Origin of the sequence: Streptosporangium sp. NPDC006930 (genome assembly GCF_040635605.1) — a bacterium.
Taxonomy (GTDB): domain Bacteria; phylum Actinomycetota; class Actinomycetes; order Streptosporangiales; family Streptosporangiaceae; genus Streptosporangium.
Window position 1 is genome coordinate 149,511 of the sequence record NZ_JBEYID010000001.1, and the last position, 17,950, is coordinate 167,460.

The window sequence follows — 17,950 nt, forward strand, 5'->3', positions numbered from 1 at the left end:
GGGTCACTTTCGCGTGTGTTCAGTTCCTTTGTGAACCCCCTCCCCAAAGTCTTGTTTGAGCCTTACGATCATGTAAGACTAGCGCTCGATTTTAAATAGTAAAGATTCTTTCCTGTTGTGCCTTCGGTGCTCGCACACATCGAACGCGCATACATCCGATCTTTAATGGGAGGTTCACTTGGTGAACCTGACCGTCCCCCGGTTGCTCATGGACCGAGCCCTCGCTGACCCCGAGGGGGTCGCGCTGATCGTGCACGGCTCGGCTCAGCTCACCTATCGCGAGTGGCACGAGCGGTCCACCGCGCTCGCGAACAGCCTGGTCGCACGGGGCGTCACCCGAGGCGACCGGGTGGGTCTGGTGTTCGGGGCCGCGGACTGGGCGGACTACGCCGTGGCGTTCTGCGGGGTTCTGGCGGCAGGGGCGGTGGGCGTACCGCTCTCCGACCGCCTCGCCCTCGATGACCTGCGTCTCATGCTGGAGAACTGCCGCGCGACCGGCGTCGTCCACGCCTCGGGTCTCGCGGTGCCCGAGGTCGGCTGGAGCGCCACGGTCGACGGTCTGAACGTCGAAACCTCCTATGAGAAGGCCGATATCGCGCCTCCGGAGCCCGGAGATCTCGCCCAGATCCTCTACACCTCCGGTACGACCGGCCGTCCCAAGGGGGTCTCGGCGACCCATGCCAATCTGGCCTACGGCTGCGGTGCCAAACGCCGCCCGTTCGCGCACTCCCGGCATCTGGTCCACGCCTTCCCGATCGGGACCAACGCCGGACAGGCGATGCTGATCAACGCGCTCGACGCCCATCCGGCCGTCGTGACGCTGCCGCGCTTCACCCCGGCCCGTTTCGCCTCGCTGATCGAGTCCTACCGCGCGGGAACGGTCTTCCTCGTCCCCGCGATGGCCATCGAGCTGATCAACGCGAAGGTGGCCGAACGGCACGACCTGTCCAGCGTGCTGCTGCTCGGCTCGGCCGCCGCGCCGCTGCCCTCGGCCGTCGCCCAGGCGCTGACCACGGCCTTCCCCAGAGCGACGATCACCAACTACTACACCTCGACCGAGGCGGCCCCGGCTCAGACGGTGATGATGTTCGACCCGGACCGGCCGGGAAGCGTCGGCCGCGCCATCGCCGGGGGACGGGTCAGGATCGCCACCGTGGAGGGGGAGCCACTGGAGGCGGGAGAGACCGGGGAGGTCTGGATGCGATCCCCCGCGGCGCCGCGCGCCTACTACGGCGACCCCGAGAGCGGGACCTTCCGCGACGGCTGGGTGCGGATGGGCGACCTCGGCTACATCGACGCCGAAGGCTACCTCTACCTCGTCGACCGCGAGAGCGACGTGGTGAAGTCCGGGGCCTTCAAGGTCTCCACGATCCATATCGAGGAGGTCGTCTACCGGCACCCCGCCGTGATCGAGGCCGCCGCGTTCGGGGTTCCCCACCCCGTGCTCGGAACCGTCGTCGCGGTGGCCCTCGTCACCGAAGAGGCCCTCGCGCCCGAGGATCTGCGGATCTTTCTCAAGGACCGCCTCGCCCCGCACGAGTTGCCCGCGCACGTCATCACGGTCGACGCCCTGCCGCGCAACGCCGGCGGCAAGGTCGACAAGAAGGCCCTGCGCCGGACGATGGGGAGCGAGTGATGGCCGTTCTTCCATCCGAGAGCGCCTCGCGGAACGAGGTGGAGGACACCTCGGAGACATCGCGGGGGAACGCGTCCGCGGGTATGCCGGAGGTCACGTTCACCCAGCAGGGGATGTGGGTGACCGAGCAGGCCGTGGGCGGGGGCGCCGCCTATCACATGCCGATACTCGTCCACCTATGCGGCGATCTGGACACCGGCGCGCTCCTGGCGGCCTGCGCGGCGGTGGTCGCCCGGCATCCGATGCTGGGCGATGTGGTGACGGAGGTGGACAACGAGCTGCGGCTGGTGCCGGGAGCCGAGGTTCCCGTACGCCGGGTGACGATCTCCTCTTCCGCCGACGTCGCCACAGGGGCGGCGCGGGACACGCGCGACCTTTCGACCTCGCCGCATTCGCCTTCCCACGACGGTGAGAGCGGTGAGGACGGCGAGCGGTACGGACGGGCCGTGCGGGAGGCGGTGGGGGAGGAGATCCTGCGCGCGTTCGACCTGGAGAGGGGGCCGCTGGCCAGGTTCACCCTGTTCGAGATCGGCCCCGGACGAAACCTCCTTCTTTTCGTCGCCCACCACCTGATCTTCGACGGGCAGTCGAAGGACGTCCTGGTGCGCGATCTGGCCGCCTTCTACAACGGCGAGCCGCCGCCCCCGCTGCCGGAAATCGACCACGGCCGGGCCGAGCGCGACCGGGTGGCCGCCCTGCTTCCCGCCGCGCGCGAGTTCTGGAAGCCCCGCTGGCGCGATCCCGGCGAGACCGTCGTTCTCGGCCGCGCGCTGAGATCCCGGCGAGCGGCCCAGGGCCGGGTGCTGCGGTTCACAGTGAACCCGTCGATCGAGTCGGACCCGTCGCGGGACCTCTCCGCCGCCCCCGTCCTGACCCGGTTCGAGGTGCTGCTCGCCGGGCTGCACACCCTGCTTCTCGGCTACGGCAACACCGCGGTCACCACCGCCGTCGACCTGTCGACCAGGCCCCCCGAGGCCGCGGGACACATCGGCCTGTTCGTCAACGAACTCCCGGTCGCCTCCAGTCCGTCCCCCGAGGCGACCTTCCGCGAGTTCGCCACCGCGCTGCGCACCGAACTGAGGGAGATCTACCGCTTCCGCCAGGTGCCGCTCTCCCGGGCGATGCCCCGCCTCAGACCGCACGCCGCGCTCGTCCCCGTCTCCGTCAGCTACCGCACCCGCCGCGACGCGGACCCGGTGTTCACCGGGCTCGACGCGTCGGTGGAGTGGACCGTCTTCAACCACGCGGTACGCGGCGCGCTGCACCTGCAGTGCGTGGACGGCCCCGGCGGGCTGGAGATCAGCCTGCGCCACGACCCCGAGACGGTGCCCGACGCCGCCAGGGTCGCCGACGACCTGCGTCTCCTTCTGGAACGCGCCACGCACAACCCCAACCTGACACTGCACGAAATTCTGGAGGACGAGATGGGTTCCGTCACCACGCTGAACGACCAGGTACGCGAGATCTGGGAAGAGGTGCTCGGCATATCGCCGATCGCCGATGACGACGACATCTTCGATCTGGGGGGCCACTCCCTCACCATCACGCAGATCATCGCCCGCATGCGCAAGCGCCTGGACATCGAGGTCTCCCTCGACGACTTCTTCGACAACCCGACAATCGCCGGCATCGTGGACTCCCTCGGCGATGACTGAGATCCTCGACGGCCTCCGTCTCTCCCGCCTCGCCGACGACGACCTGGAGCTTCTGCTGTTGGTGAGGCACTTCGAGCTCAAGCTCCTGGAGCTGTACGACAGGGGCGACCTCAACGGCACCACGCACACCTGCCTCGGCCAGGAGTACGTCCCGGTCGCGCTGCGATCCCTGCTCGGCCCGGCCGACCACGTCTTCAGCAACCACCGGGGACACGGCCACTACCTGTCCAGATTCCGCGACCCGCACGGCCTGCTCGCCGAGATCATGGGCAGGGAGGGCGCGGTCTGCGAGGGTGTCGGCGGCAGCCAGCACATCCACCGCGACCGCTACATGTCCACCGGCGTGCAGGGTGAGAGCATGCCGGTCGCCGCCGGTGTCGCGCTGCACCTCAAGCGCTCCGAGCCCGGCACCCTCGCCTGCGTCCACATCGGCGACGGCACCTGGGGCGAGGGTGCGGTCTACGAGGCGCTGAACCTCGCCGCGCTCTGGCGGCTCCCGCTGCTCGTCGTGGTGGAGAACAACGGCATCGCCCAGTCCACTCCGACCGCCTCGCAGATGGCCGGTACGGTGGCCGGCCGGGCGGCGGCCTTCGGCATCGCGCACCGGCTGGTCGTCTCCACCGACGTCAACGAGATCCGCCTCTCGCTGGAACGCGAGATCGCGCGGGTGCGCGAGGGACAGCCTCTGGTGGTCGAGTTCGTCACCCACCGCCTCGGGCCGCACAGCAAGGGCGACGACATCCGCCCGGCCGACGTCGTACGGGCCGCCAGGGAGAACGACTGGTACGCCCGCTACGCCCACGACCACCCCGAGCACTTCCACCGGCTCGACGGCGTCGTCAAGGCCGAGGTCGAGGCCGTCGCCGACGAGGTGGCCGCGCGCCCCCTCTCCCGCTGGGAGGGATCGTGCGCGTAGCGGAGAACCTCAACGCGGCCCTGCACGGGTTGCTGGACGACGACCACACCGCCTACGTGCTCGGCGAGGACATCCTCGACCCGTACGGCGGCGCCTTCAAAATCACCAAGGGGCTCTCCACCCGCTTTCCCGAGCGGGTGATCGGCACCCCGATCAGCGAGGGCGCGCTCACCGGCGTCGCGGCGGGACTGGCGCTCGCCGGTAACACGGCCGTGGCCGAGATCATGTTCGGCGACTTCGTGGCGCTCGCCTTCGACCAGCTGTGCAACTTCGCCGGCAAGTCGGTGTCGATGTACGGCAGGCGGCTGCCGCTGCGAATGGTGGTGCGCTGCCCCACCGGTGGTGGCCGGGGCTACGGTCCCACGCACAGCCAGAGCCTGCAGAAGCACTTCGTCGGCATGCCGGGACTGTCGCTGTACGAGATGTCCCCTTTCCATGACAACCGCGCGGTGTTCGCGGCGATGCTGGAACGGGGCGAGCCGTGCGTGTTCTTCGAGGACAAGGTCCTCTACACCCGGCAGATGGAACGGGTGGACCCGCTGTTCCTGATGCGCCGCGACGGAGACCTGGCCGTGGTGGACATCCGCGACGCGGGTGACCGTCCCGACTGCGTGGTCATCGCTCCCGGTGGAATGGTCCACCGGGTGCTGGGCGCGATGCGCTCCCTGATGGTGGAGGAGGAGATCTCCACCCGGCTGCTCGTCCCCTCCCGGCTCTACCCGCTGGACGTCGACACGCTGCTGCCCCACCTCGGGGACGTCGTCCTGGTCGCGGAGGAGAGCACCGCCGGGGGCACCTGGGGCAGCGAGGTCGCCCACCTCCTGCACGCCCGTCTCTGGGACCGCCTGCGAGGACCCGTCCGCCTCGTCCACTCGCGGGACTCCGTGATCCCCACCGCCGCGCACCTGGAGAACGAGGTCCTGGCCGGGGAGTCCACGATCCACAACGCCGTACGGGAGGCTCTGCGTGGCTGACATCCACGTTCCCAAACTCAACAACAACGACACCGAATACCTGGTCGTCGAGTGGCTCGTCGGGAACGGAAAGCCCGTCGTCGCGGGAGAGCCGATCGCCGTACTGGAGACCTCCAAGGCGGCCGACGAACTGGAGGCGGGGGAGAGCGGCTACCTGCACCACGTCGCCGCCCTTGACAGCTGGATCGCTCCGGGCGCGCTCCTCGCCCGTATCACCGCCGAGGCGGTCCCGCAGCCCGCCCCGGTCACCGACGTGCCCGCCCCGGTCACCGACGTGCCCGCCCCGGTCACCGACGTGCCCGCCCCGGTCACCGACGTGCCCGGCCCGGTGGTCTCCGAGGACGCGGCGCGGCAGCGGGACGCGCTGGTGGCCGAGCCGGTCGTCACCGCTCCCGCACGTGTGGCGATGGAGGAACTCGGCGTCTCCCACGCCGAGGTCGCGTCCCTGGGCCTCGCCGTCATCCGCAGGACCGACGTGGAGGCCCTGGTCCACCGCCGTACCGGGCAGACGGCCTCCGACGTGCACGAAGGCGTGCACGAAGGCGTGCACGAAGGCGTGCACGAAGGCGTGCACGAAGACGCGCGGAAGGAGCGGAAGGACGCGCGGGAACCGGCCGCGGACACGGGCGCGCACCGCCTCTCGCGGGTGCAACGTGCCGTCGCGCGTGCCGTCACCACCTCGCACGCGACCATCCCCGCCGCGTACACCGTCGTGAAGTTCGAGGTGGGCCCGCTGCTGGAGCGGGCGAGAGGGCTGAGCAGGGAGGTACGCAGGCCGGTCGGGCCGGCGGAGCTGTTCGTCCAGGCCGTGGCCGCGCTGCACCCGGCGTTCCCGCTGTTCTTCGCCTCGGTCGACGGTGACCGGGTACATCCGGCCGACGCCCCGCGCGTCGGCGTCACCTTCGACATGGGAGAGGGCCTGTACGTGCCGGTCGTCCACGACACCGGCTCGCTCAAGGCCATCGCCGACGCGCTCATGCGCTACCGGCTCGCCGCCACCGAGGGGGACTTCCGCGAGAAGGACCTCACCGGTGCCAACATCGCCGTCACCCTGCACACCGACGCCGACGTCATCCTCGCGATCCCCTTCATCTTCCCCGGTACGGTCTGCGCTCTCGCGATCACCTCGCCGCAGCCCGAACCGCGACTCGCCGAGGACGGCACGGTGACCATGAGAACCGTCGCCAACATCGGCCTCGCCTACGACCATCGACTGATCAACGGACGGGACGCCGCGCTCTTCCTCGCGGCCCTCCGGATGGAGTTACAAGCGTGACCGAGACAACACTGTCGGACGCCAAGAAGGCGCTGCTCGCCAGGCGGCTCAAGAGCCGCGGGGAGTCACGGGCCACCATCGCCCGCCGCGCCTCCGGAACCGTCCCGCCCCTGTCCCACGCCCAGGAACGCCTGTGGTTCCTCGAGCAGTACCGGCCGGGCACCACCACCTACACCGTCCCCGTCGCGGTGCGTCTGCGCGGTGAGCTGGACGAAGACGCGCTGCGCCGGGCGCTGGACGAGCTCGTCGCGCGCCACGAGGCCCTGCGGACGCGGTTTCTCACCACCGACGACGGCACCCCGGAACTCGTCATCGACGAGCCGGGTCCGGCCGCGCTGCGCGTCGTCGAGGCGGACGGCGTGGAGGCCGCGATCGAGCTGCTCGACGCCGACCTCGCCGTCCCGTTCGACCTGGAACACGGCCCGCTCTTCCGCACCGTGCTGGTGAGGATCGCGCCCGACGACCACGTCCTTCTCATCGCCGCCCACCACACCGTCATCGACGGCTGGTCCAGCGACCTGCTCATCCGCGAGCTGCTCGTCCTGCACGACGGCGGTACCCCGCCGCCCGCGCCGGTCGGCTACGGCGACTACGCCCTCTGGCAGCGAGGCCGTGACCACCGCCGCGAGATCGACCACTGGCGCGACCGGCTCGCCGGGCTGCCCGCGATCGAGCTGCCCACCGACAGGCCCCGCCCCGCCGAGCAGCGCCACGAGGGAGCCGCCCTCGACGTCCGGGTGGACGCCGACCTCACCAGGCGGCTCGCCGAGCTGGGCGCCGAGGCCGGCGCCACGCCGTACATGACGCTGCTCGCCGCCTTCCAGGTCCTGCTGGCCCGCTACTCGGGGCAGACGGACTTCGCGGTCGGCTCCCCGGTCGCCGGGCGCGGGCTGCCCGAGCTGGACGGGGTCGTCGGCATGTTCGTCAACACCCTGGTCCTGCGCGCGGACCTGGCCGACGACCCGTCGTTCACCACCTTCCTCGCCCGGACGCGTGAGACCGCCCTGGACGCCTACGCGCACCAGGAGCTCCCGTTCGACCAGCTGGTCAACGAACTGAACGTGGTCCGTGACGTGAGCCGATCGCCGCTCGCGCAGGTCACGTTCGCGCTGCAGAACTTCAAGGCGGGCGAGGAGGACGGGCGCGTCTCCTACCTCACGCTCCCGGCGAGGACGACCCGCTTCGACCTCGGCCTCTACCTGTTCGAGAGCCCGGACGGGCTGGTCGGCCACCTCGCCTACAGCACCGCCCTCTTCGACCCGGAGACCGTGGAGCTGCTGGCGGCGCGCTTCGAGACGCTGCTGCGCTCGATCGTGGCGGACCCGGACACGCGGGTGGGGGAGCTGTCGCTGCTCTCCGACGAGGAGCGGGAGAGGATCCTGGGCTTCGGCTCGGGTCCCGCTCTCCGGTCGTCCGGTCACGACCTGCTGCACGACCTCGTCACCGCGCGGGCCGCGCTCACGCCCGGCGCGACGGCCGTGGTCCACGAGGGCTCACCCGTCTCGACCACGGTGCCCGCGACGCGCGGCGGCTCCGGTCCGGGTACGGCGTCGACGGCGGGCGGCTCGCTGACGTACGCCGAGCTCGACGAGCGTTCCACCAGGATCGCCGCCCTGCTGAGGAACCACCACGGCGTGGGCCCCGACACCAGGGTGGGCGTCTTCCTCGAACAGTCCACCGACCTGGCGGCGGCCGTCATCGGCGTGCTGAAGGCCGGTGGCGCCTACGTGCCCCTCGACCCCAAGCAGCCCCGCGACCGGCTGGCGTACATGCTCGCCGACGCCGGAGCCGTCGCCGTCCTGACCACCTCCGCCCTGAGCGACCTGCTTCCCGGCATCGCCGGCGCGCCGACGATCCGCCTGGACTCCGAGGCGCTTGAGGAGACCGGGTTCGAACCACCGGAGGTGTCGCCCGACCACCTCGCGTACGTGATCTACACGTCGGGGACCACCGGGCGGCCGAAGGGCGTCGGGGTGCAGCACCGGCAGGTGCTCAACTATCTCGCCGGGGTCGAGGAGCGCTTCGAGGTCGAACCCGGCGGGGTCTACACCCTGCTGCAGTCGCTCTCGTTCGACTTCGGGGTGACGATCTTCTACCTGTCGCTCATGACCGGCGGAGAGCTGCACCTGGCCGACCCGCAGGCTCCCGCCGAGGAGCTCGCCGGGCTGTTGAGCGGCACCGACTACCTGAAGATGACCCCCTCCCACCTCGCCTCGCTGCTCGCCGCGGTGGACGACCCCGCCCAGCTGCTCCCGCGCAAGCTCCTCGTCCTCGGCGGCGAGGCCTCCCGGTGGAGCTGGGCCCGCGAGCTGACCGCGCACACCACGGTGGTCAACCACTACGGCCCTACCGAGGCGACGGTCGGCATCTCCACCCACGCCGTCACCGACGAGCACGAGCGGGCACTGAACCTGCCGATCGGCAGGCCGCTGCCCGGGGCCGCGGTCTACGTGCTCGACGAGCACCTGCGACTGGTCCCGCCCGGCATGACCGGCGAGATCTACCTCGGCGGCGACCGGCTCGCCCGCGGATACCTCGGGCGGCCCGGCCTGACGGCCGAGAGATTCCTGCCCGACCCGTACGGCGGGCCCGGCGCCCGCATGTACAGGACCGGCGACCTCGGCCGGTGGCTGCCCTCGGGCGACCTGTGCTTCCTCGGCCGCCGCGACCTGCAGGTCAAGGTCAGGGGTTACCGGGTGGAACTGCCGGAGATCGAGTCTGTGCTCGCCGACCAGCCGGGGGTCGCCCACGCCGTCGTCGACCTGCGCGGGGACCGGCTGGTCGCGTACGTGGTCGGCGAGGTCGCCGGAGACCAGATCAGCGTCAGCGAGCTGCGGGCGCGGCTCGGTGAGCGGCTCCCCGAGTACATGATCCCCGGGCGGTTCGTCTGGCTGGACGAGCTGCCCCTGAAGTCGCACGGCAAGGTCGACCGGGCCAGGCTGCCCGAACCCGACGAGGCGCGGCCCGACCAGGAAGCCGGATTCGTCCCGCCACAGACGCCTCTCGAAGAGGCGATCGCCGAAGTGTGGGCAAAGGTTCTCGGACTGGTACAGGTCGGTGTGCTGGACGACTTCTTCGACCTGGGCGGTCATTCGCTGCTCGCCGCACAGGTGGTCGCCCGCCTTCGGAAAGCCATTCCCGAAGGCGGGCGCCAGGTCACGATCCTGGACCTGTTCAAGCACCGGACCGTCCGCGAGCTGGCGCGGCTCGTCGAGACGGCCGACGACGGCCCGCGCATGCTCCTGCACCGGCTCACCCCGGCCCGCGCGGCCACCTCGACCCTGGTCTGCGTGCCGTACGGCGGTGGCAGCGCCGCCATCTACCAGCCGCTGGCCGACAGGTTGCCCCAGAACTGGGCGCTGCACGCGGTCGCCGTCCCCGGCCAGGAGATGGGGCTGATCGAGGAGACCCGGCCGGTGGCGGAGGTCGCGCAGGGCTGCGTGGAGGAGATCCTCAAGGACGTGCGCGGGCCTCTCGCGCTGTACGGGCACTGCGGGCTCGGCGTCATGCTGACCGTGGAGATCGCCCGCCGCCTGGAGGCCGCGGGCCGCCAGGTCGAGGCGATCTACCTCGGTGGCATCTTCCCCTTCGCCCGCCCCACCTCGATGCTGGCCAAGCTGTCGAACCTGACCGACCGCCTCCGCAGCGACCAGGTCTGGGCCAACGCCCTGCAGGCCGCGGGTCTCGACGTGGAGGACCTGGAACGCGACCAGCTCAAGCTGATGATCGACAACCGTCGCAAGGGCACCAAGGAGGCGGAGCGCTACTTCACCCGCCTCTTCGAGGAGGGTGTCGAGCCGCTCAAGGCGCCGATCATCTCCGTGGCGGGCGACCGCGACCCGGCCACCGAGTTCTATCAGGAGCGCTACCGCGAGTGGCACCTCCTGACGGGCTCGACGGCCGTGGTCGTCCTCGATGAGGCCGGACACTTTTTCCTGAAATATCGGGCGGAAGAGCTTGCCGCCATCGTCACCGGCACCCACCGGGCCATCGCCTCGGGTGACACGGCCAAGCTGGCCCGCACCGACCGGTCCACCTGGTGGCTCGGCGGCGTCTCCACCCAGGACGACCTTGCCGAAGTGGCTCCTGCGACGATGGCACCCGCGATCACCGGTGCCGGACCGGCCGCGTCCGCTCCAGCCGGTCCTGACTCCGCCACGTCCGTTCTTCCCGGCTCCGGCACGGGCGGCGCGCCACCGGGAACGACAGACCCGCTCGCGACGGGCACCCCGGCGCGCTCGGGACCTCCGCCCAGCATGAAGCGGTTCGCCGTCGTGGCGGCCGGGCAGCTCGTCTCGATCGTCGGATCGTCGCTCACCGAGTTCGCCATCCCGCTGTGGATCTACATCACCACCGACTCGCTCGCCAGGTTCGCCCTCTTCTCCGTCCTCGCGCTGGTTCCCGGCATGCTGGTCTCCCCCCTGGCCGGAGCCCTCGTCGACCGCCACGACCGGCGCAAGATCATGATCGCCGGAGACATCGGCGCGTTCGGCACCCAGCTGACACTGGGCATCCTGCTGTGGACCGGCAACCTGCAGATCTGGCACATCTACCCGCTCCTGGTGCTGCTGTCGATCGCGCTGACCTTCCAGCGTCTCGCCTACAACTCCGCCATCCCGCAACTGGTCCCCAAACGCTTCCTCGGCCACGCCAACGGCGTGGTCCAGATGGTCACCGGTACCGCCCAGCTGGTCGTCCCGCTGGCCGCGGTCGGCCTGATGGCCGCGATCGGGCTGGAGGGCATCCTCGTCCTGGATGTCGCCGCGTACATCTTCGCGATCGGGGTGCTGCTCTTCGTCCGCTTCCCGAAGACGATGGCGTGGAAGCGCAGGGAGTCGCTGGTCGCCGAGATGGTCGAGGGCTGGAAGTTCTCCTGGGGCAACCGGGGCTTCCGCGGCATGCTGTTCTTCTTCGCGGTGCTGAACATCTTCCTCTCCCCGCTGTTCCTGCTCATCTCACCGCTCGTCCTGGGCTTCGCCACTCTGGACGACGTCGGCCGGATCTCCTTCTTCGGTGGTCTCGGCGTCTTCCTCGGTGGCCTGACCATGACCGTCTGGGGAGGCCCGCGACGGCAGCGGCTGCGCGGCGTCATGCTCTCCACCCTCGTACTGGGCGTCTTCTGCCTGGTCACCGGTCTGCAGCAGAACCTGATCCTGATCGGGATCGGCGCCTTCGGCATGTCGTTCTGGCTGACCATGCTCAACGGCGTCTACGCGACGATCATCCAGGTCAAGGTGCCGCAACGCTTCCACGGTCGTGTCATCGCGCTCAACACGCTCGTCGCCTGGTCCACCCTGCCGGTCGGCTTCGGCCTGGTCGCCCCGTACGGCAGCGAGCTGTTCGAACCACTGATGCTCCCCGGAGGGCCGCTGGCCGACACGGTCGGTCTCGTGCTCGGCACCGGCGAGGGCCGGGGCGTCGGCCTGATGTACGTGCTGTTCGCCGTCGCCATCGTGGTCACGGCGCTGGTCGCGATGCGGACCCGCACGCTGTCCAGGTTCGACACCGACGTCCCCGACGCGCTCCCGGACGATCTGGTCGGCTTCCAGGCCATCCAGAGGCGCCAGGAGCGCGAGCGTCAGGAACGCGAGCGCGACGAGCCGACCGCCGAGGTGATCTCGATTCGGAGATGACGTCCTCCCCACGCCCGAAGGCGGGGTCTCCACGCTGAAAGCGATCACTTCTCCCGGCCGGCCGGCAGAGGCGCGGCCTTTCATCAGGACTCAAGGTCCGGGAACACAGAGTGCTCACCTGTCGGCGGCTACCACCGGGAGTCCGCCGGATGGCTTACTCCCAAAACTGATCAGGAAGACGATGACCCCGTCCTGAGCGGCGGAACCCCGGCCCTCTTTCGGAGGGGCCGGAAGGAACGGGTGAAAGAACACGGACGGGGCGCGGTCGACGACCACGCCCCGTCTCTCATGTCTGTCCGGCTACACGCGCGGCGTCAGTACGCCCAGCCACCGGGGGCGAAGTCCTCCCAGTGGTAGAAATCCCAGTAGTAACCACCGTTGACCTGCGCGAGCTGGCTCTCCTCCAGCTCGGTGCCGATCCCGGACAGCTCAGACAGCGCGGACAGCTCAGGCTTGGCCTTGGCCATCGTTGTTTCCCCTTTCGATCTGACAACGTGGCCAATGTCCCAACCTCCGGTTGCGAACCAGTGGTGGGCGACTGCAATCACCTCGCCGAGCACACACGCCGACACGGGCGGGACCGGATGACAGGTCGTGGGACACGCGCGTCGACGTGGGGTGGGACCGGACGACAGGTCACGGCGGACTACGCCCGCAGGCGCAGCCCTCTCGGGGTCGGGTGGAACCCGGCGGACTCCAGGGCCGCGCCCAGGGGGGAGTCGTTGACGGCGGTGCCGTCCGCCCGCTCGACGGTGAGCTTGCCCAGGGCGCCGTCGCGCACCGCGAGCGCGAGGGCGTCGACGGCGGGCTGGAGACGATCGTCACCCGAGAAGGAGAGCAGGCTCTTGCCGCCGCGCTCGACGTAGAGGACGAGGCGCCCGTCGACGAGCACCACCAGGGACCCGGCCTTCCTGCCCGGCTTGTGGGACACCTCCCCGGGACGGGCGGGCCATGGCAGGGCCGCGCCGTACGGATTGGCCGGGTCGGCGGCCGCCAGCACCACCGCCCGCCGGGTGCCTCCCTCCGCCCTCTCCGGCTTCCGTGTGCTCCACGGATCGGGCGCCGGCGCCGTGTCCGGCCGGGTGGGGGAGAGGGATGTGGAGCGCATCCGGTCGACGGCGCCGGGAAGGGCGAACTGGGCGCCGCCCAGCCCTTCCACGAAGTAACCCCTGCGGCATCGGCCGCTCTCCTCGAAGGCGCGAAGCACCTGGTAGACGGCGGCGAACCCGCCCGGCAGCCGCTCGGCGGTCACTGCCCCCCTGGTCACCACGCCGTGCCGCTCCAGCAGCACCTCGGCCTGGGCGTGGGCGCGCTGGGTGGCGTCCTCCGCGAGGGCGGGCAGTGCCCACCAGCGCCCGCTCACGGTGGGCGGGCCGCTCCTCGTCGGCAGCACCGCCCGACGGCGCCTGGTCGGGGCCGGGCGGTGCGCGGGACGTCCCGTTCCGAGGACGGCCCGCAGCGGCGCGAGCGTGTCGCCGGTGATCCGGCCCGACCACACCAGATCCCACACGGCGGCGGACAGGGCACGGTCATCCGGGACGGAACCGGTCAGGAGCGCGCCGACCCGGCTGCCCAGCTCGCGGAAGAACAGCGCGCCCCCGCCGCCCAGAACCTCCAGCACCGCCTCGTGCACCGGCGTCAGGGTGATGTCGGCGGGACCGGGCATCAGCAGCGGCGCGGTGTCGGCGAAGTAGAGCGACACCCAGCCGTCACCGCCGGGCAGGGACCCCTGCCCCACCCAGACCACCTCGCCCGAGGCGGTCAGCTCGTCCAGGAGCGACGGGTCGTATCCGGGCACCCGCGAGGGCAGGATGAGCGTCTCCAACGCCGACGCGGGCACCGCCGCACCCTGTAACTGCTCGATTGCGCCCACCAGCGCGTCGATCGGCGGCCTGCCCTGTGGGGGAGAGCCGCTGATGCCGTGCCAGGCGGGCGCGAAGGCGGCCAAGGTCTCCGAGGAGACCGGCTCCACCTCCTTGCGGAGCCTGGCGAGGGACCGGCGGCGTAGCATCCGCAGCACCCCCGCGTCACACCACTCCTCACCGCGGCCACCCGGCCTGAACTCCCCGCTCACCACCCGCCCCGAGGCGGCCAGGCGGCGCAGCGCGTCGGTGACGACCGCGACACCGAGGCCGAACCTGGCCGCGGCGGTGCTCGCGAGGAAGGGGGTGCGCGTACGGGCGTGCCGGGCGAGCAGGTCGCCCAGCGGGTCGTCGACCGGCTCCAGGAACGCGTGCGGCACCCCCACGGGCAGCGGCACGCCGAGCGCGTCGCGCAGCCGGGCGGCGTCCTCGATCGCCGCCCACCGCTCCTGCCCCGCCACCCGCACCCTGATGGCCCGCCGGGAGCCCTCCAGCGCGGTCAGCCACGCGGGGTCGCCCTCGCGCACGCTGACGTCCTCGGCCACGAGGGGGCCGTGGGAGCGAAGCAGGTCGGCCAGGTCCTCGGCGTCGCGCAGCGGCCTGTCCAGCCGGGCCAGCTCCCGCTCGGTGTCGGTGATCACATCGAGGTCGAGCAACTCGCGCAGGTCCGCCTGGCCGAGCAACTCGGCCAGCAGGCTCGTGTCGAGCGCGAGCGCCTGGGCGCGTCGCTCGGCCAGCGGGGCGTCGCCCTCGTACATGAACGCGCCGATGTAGTTGAACAGCAGCGACGCCGCGAACGGCGACGCCTGGCCGGTCTCGACCTCCACCAGCCGGACCCGCCGCGCCTCGATGTCACGCATCAGCCGGACCAGCCCCGGCACGTCGAACACATCCTGGAGGCACTCGCGCATCGTCTCCAGCACCACCGGGAACGACCCGTAGCGGCCCGCCACGCTCAGCAGGTGCGAGGCGCGCTGCCGCTGCTGCCAGAGCGGTGACCGCCTGCCCGGCACGCGGCGCGGCAGCAGCAGGGATCTTCCCGCGCACTCGCGGAACCGCGCCGCGAACAGCGCCGAGCCGCCCAGCTCCTCGGTGACGATCCGCTCGATCTCGTCCGCGTCGAAGATCGCGACATCGGAGGGAGGGTCGGAGAGCGTGTCGGGAACGCGCAGCACGATCCCGTCGTCGGAGTGCACGGCCTGCACGTCGACGCCGTAGCGCTCCCGCAGCCGTCGCCCGATCGCCAGCGCCCACGGCGCGTGCACCCGGGCACCGTACGGGGAGTGCACCACCACCCGCCAGTCGCCCAGCTCGTCGTGGAAGCGCTCGACAAGCAACGTCCTGTCGTCCGGCACGTAGCCGGTCGCCTGCCGCTGCTCGGCCAGGTAGGAGAGCAGGTTGGCCGCGGCGAACTCGTCCAGTCCCGCCGCCCTGATCCTCTCCAGGGCGGCCTCCCGCGCCGTGTCGCCCGCTTCAGCCTTACCCGTCTTTCCGCCCCCCGCTTTCGCTTTCTTCTCTCCCGCCCCCGTGCCTACCGCTCCGGCCTTCCCCGTCCCTCCCGTGTCTCCCGCTCCGGCGCTTCTCGTCTCCGCCGCTCCGTCTTCCGCCTTCGCCTCTCCCGCCCCCGTGCTCCGGGTGCCCCCGCCTCCCACCTCGGTGTCCGCACCCGCCGCCGACATCTCGCGGAGGAACGCGCCGATGGCCCTCCCCAGCTCCGCGGGCCGCCCCGCGGTGTCGCCGTGCCAGAACGGGAGCTTTCCCGGCTGGCCGGGGGCGGGCGTGACCAGCACCCGATCGGCCGTGATCTCCTCGATCCGCCAGGAGGTCGCGCCCAGCACGAACACGTCCCCGGCCCGCGACTCGTAGACCATCTCCTCGTCCAGCTCGCCCACCCGGGAGGACTTCTCACCGACCAGGAACACGCCGAACAACCCCCGGTCGGGGATCGTGCCGCCGTTGGTGACCGCGAGCCGCTGGGCTCCGGGACGGCCCCGCAGGGTACCGGTCACCCGGTCCCAGACGATGCGCGGCCGCAGCTCGGCGAACTCCTCGCTCGGGTATCGCCCGGCGAGCATGTCGAGCGTCGCCTCCAGCGCGCTCCTGGGCAGCGTCCGGTAGGGGGCGGCCCGCCGCACGACCTCCTCCAGCTCGTCGACCGTCCACTCGTCCAGCGCGGTCATCGCGACGATCTGCTGGGCGAGCACGTCGAGGGGGTTGCGCGGGTAGCGCAGATCCTCGATCTCCCCGCTCCTCATCCGCTCGGCCACCACCGCCGTCTGGACCAGGTCCCCCCGGTATTTGGGGAAGATCACGCCGCGCGAGACGGCTCCCACCTGGTGCCCGGCCCGGCCGATCCGCTGCAGGCCGCTCGCCACGCTCGGCGGTGCCCCGACACACGCCACCAGGTCGACCGCGCCCATGTCGATGCCGAGCTCCAGGCTGGAGGTCGCGACCACGGCGGGCAGCCGCCCGGACTTGAGCGCCTCCTCGATCTGGGAGCGCTCCTCCTTCGACACCGAACCGTGGTGGGCTCTCACGATCTCCGGGACGACCCCCTTGGCCGCACCTGCCTGCGCCATCATCGCCGCGGGGGTGGAGATGGAGGCCGGTGGCGCGGGGAACCCCTCGGCCCAGTGCACCGGCTCCGCTCCCGCGCCCTCCGCCGCCGCCCGCTCCCCGCCGTCGTCCCGTCGCTCCCACGCCAGCTCGTTGAGGCGGGTGCACAGTCTCTCCGCGAGCCGCCGGGAGTTGGCGAACACGATCGTGGAAGCGTGGTCGCCGATCAGCTCGAACAGCCGCTCCTCCACATGCGGCCAGATCGACCGCCTGGCCGGGGTCTCCGTCAGCCAGCGGTCGTCGTCGGGGGCGGGGGAGGGGGGAGGCGTGTCGAGCTCTGTCATGTCCTCGATCGGAACGACCACCTCGACCGCGATCTCCTTGTCGGAGGGCGGCTGGACCACTGTCGCCGGGCGCGACCCACCCAGGAAGGCGGCGACCTCGCTCACCGGGCGCACGGTCGCGGACAGGCCGATCCGCTGGGCGGGCCTGGGCAGGAGGGCGTCGAGCCGCTCCAGGCTGAGGGCGAGGTGCGCGCCGCGCTTGGTGGCCGCCACCGCGTGCACCTCGTCGACGACGACCGTCTCCACGTCGCGTAACGCCTCGCGGGCCTGGCTGGTGAGCAGCAGGAACAGCGACTCGGGGGTGGTGATCAGGATGTCGGACGGCCTGGTCGCGAACCGGCGCCGCTCCTCGGGGGAGGTGTCGCCCGACCGGATCGCCACCGAGATCTCCGGCACCGGCAGACCGAGCCGCCGCGCGGTCTGCCTCAGGCCGGCGAGCGGGGCCCGGAGGTTGCGCTCGACGTCGACGGCGAGAGCCTTGAGCGGCGACACGTACAGGACCCGGCACCGCCTCGCCGGCTCGCCGTCCCCGCGAGAACGCCCCCGCCCGCTCCGCACGCCCGCACCGCCCGCCCGACCCGCACCGGAGATCTCGGCGTCGGGGGGAGGGTCGGAGGCGAGCCGGTCGAGTGACCACAGGAAGGCGGCGAGCGTCTTGCCGGAGCCGGTGGGCGCGACCACCAGGGTGTTGTCACCCCGGGCGATCGCCGCCCATGCCCCCTCCTGCGCGGCGGTCGGCGCGGAGAACGCCCCGGTGAACCAGTCTCGGGTCATCCGGGTGAAGTGATCGAGCGCTCCGCCCGCGCCCGTTGTCTCGCTCATCGCCGCCCCCTAGCTCCCGGTCCGGCCGGCCAACCGGGTCACCGCCCATACTGCACGGCCCCACCGACAGAACCCGCCACCGCCGACCGGCGGGCGGGAGTGGACAGACCGCGCGTCACCTGCGGACACACGAACCGGCCTCGCGGCCGGAGCGAGGGAGATCACGCCCCCGGGGGTGTTCCCGACGCCCTGCGGCCATGACATGCCGTCCGGGATAGGTTGGCTCCCTGCCGTCACGGACACGACTTTGACGAACACACGACGCATTGAGTGGTG

General features: G+C 71.4%; 8 protein-coding genes. 6 read left to right on the forward strand and 2 right to left on the reverse strand.

The window, feature by feature from the left end; genetic code table 11:
* Nucleotides 1-181 precede the first annotated feature (181 nt).
* The 6 genes from ABZ664_RS00655 to ABZ664_RS00680 are packed head-to-tail and all read left to right on the forward strand — an operon-like array spanning nt 182 to nt 12,090.
* Complete coding sequence (locus ABZ664_RS00655; protein WP_362501219.1) at nt 182-1,636, forward strand: class I adenylate-forming enzyme family protein; 1,455 nt, start codon at nt 182-184, stop codon at nt 1,634-1,636.
* A complete protein-coding gene (locus ABZ664_RS00660; RefSeq protein WP_362501221.1) occupies nt 1,636-3,291 on the forward strand; it encodes a condensation domain-containing protein in 1,656 nt (551 codons plus the stop codon). Before ABZ664_RS00655 ends, ABZ664_RS00660 begins: the two co-directional genes overlap by 1 nt.
* Nucleotides 3,284-4,207 carry a thiamine pyrophosphate-dependent dehydrogenase E1 component subunit alpha gene (locus ABZ664_RS00665; RefSeq protein ID WP_362501223.1) on the forward strand — a complete coding sequence of 308 codons (924 nt, stop codon included), beginning with the start codon at nt 3,284-3,286 and terminating at the stop codon, nt 4,205-4,207. The genes ABZ664_RS00660 and ABZ664_RS00665 overlap by 8 nt, the downstream gene beginning before the upstream one ends.
* Entirely contained in the window at nt 4,198-5,181 is a 984-nt protein-coding gene (locus ABZ664_RS00670; RefSeq protein WP_362501225.1) for a transketolase C-terminal domain-containing protein, read from the forward strand. The genes ABZ664_RS00665 and ABZ664_RS00670 overlap by 10 nt, the downstream gene beginning before the upstream one ends.
* On the forward strand, nt 5,174-6,457 hold the full coding sequence (locus ABZ664_RS00675) for a 2-oxo acid dehydrogenase subunit E2 (protein WP_362501227.1): 1,284 nt from the start codon (nt 5,174-5,176) through the stop codon (nt 6,455-6,457). The genes ABZ664_RS00670 and ABZ664_RS00675 overlap by 8 nt, the downstream gene beginning before the upstream one ends.
* Nucleotides 6,454-12,090, forward strand: a complete 5,637-nt coding sequence (locus ABZ664_RS00680; RefSeq protein WP_362501229.1) for an amino acid adenylation domain-containing protein — start codon at nt 6,454-6,456, stop codon at nt 12,088-12,090. The genes ABZ664_RS00675 and ABZ664_RS00680 overlap by 4 nt, the downstream gene beginning before the upstream one ends.
* Nucleotides 12,091-12,404: 314 nt before the next feature.
* Here ABZ664_RS00680 and ABZ664_RS00685 read toward each other — a convergent pair whose 3' ends face one another.
* Both ABZ664_RS00685 and ABZ664_RS00690 read right to left on the reverse strand, forming a co-directional pair.
* Nucleotides 12,405-12,557, reverse strand: a complete 153-nt coding sequence (locus ABZ664_RS00685; RefSeq protein ID WP_362501231.1) for a hypothetical protein — start codon at nt 12,555-12,557, stop codon at nt 12,405-12,407.
* Between the two features lie 179 nt (nt 12,558-12,736).
* Nucleotides 12,737-17,674 carry an ATP-dependent helicase gene (locus ABZ664_RS00690; RefSeq protein ID WP_362501233.1) on the reverse strand — a complete coding sequence of 1,646 codons (4,938 nt, stop codon included), beginning with the start codon at nt 17,672-17,674 and terminating at the stop codon, nt 12,737-12,739.
* Between the last annotated feature and the right edge of the window lie 276 nt (nt 17,675-17,950).

Bases quoted from the DNA above. Each gene is read 5' to 3' on its own strand.
- ABZ664_RS00660 (WP_362501221.1), top strand. From the start codon at position 1,636: ATGGCCGTTCTTCCATCCGAGAGCGCCTCGCGGAACGAGGTGGAGGAC.
- ABZ664_RS00665 (WP_362501223.1), top strand. From the start codon at position 3,284: ATGACTGAGATCCTCGACGGCCTCCGTCTCTCCCGCCTCGCCGACGAC.
- ABZ664_RS00685 (WP_362501231.1), bottom strand. From the start codon at position 12,557: ATGGCCAAGGCCAAGCCTGAGCTGTCCGCGCTGTCTGAGCTGTCCGGG.
- ABZ664_RS00690 (WP_362501233.1), bottom strand. From the start codon at position 17,674: ATGAGCGAGACAACGGGCGCGGGCGGAGCGCTCGATCACTTCACCCGG.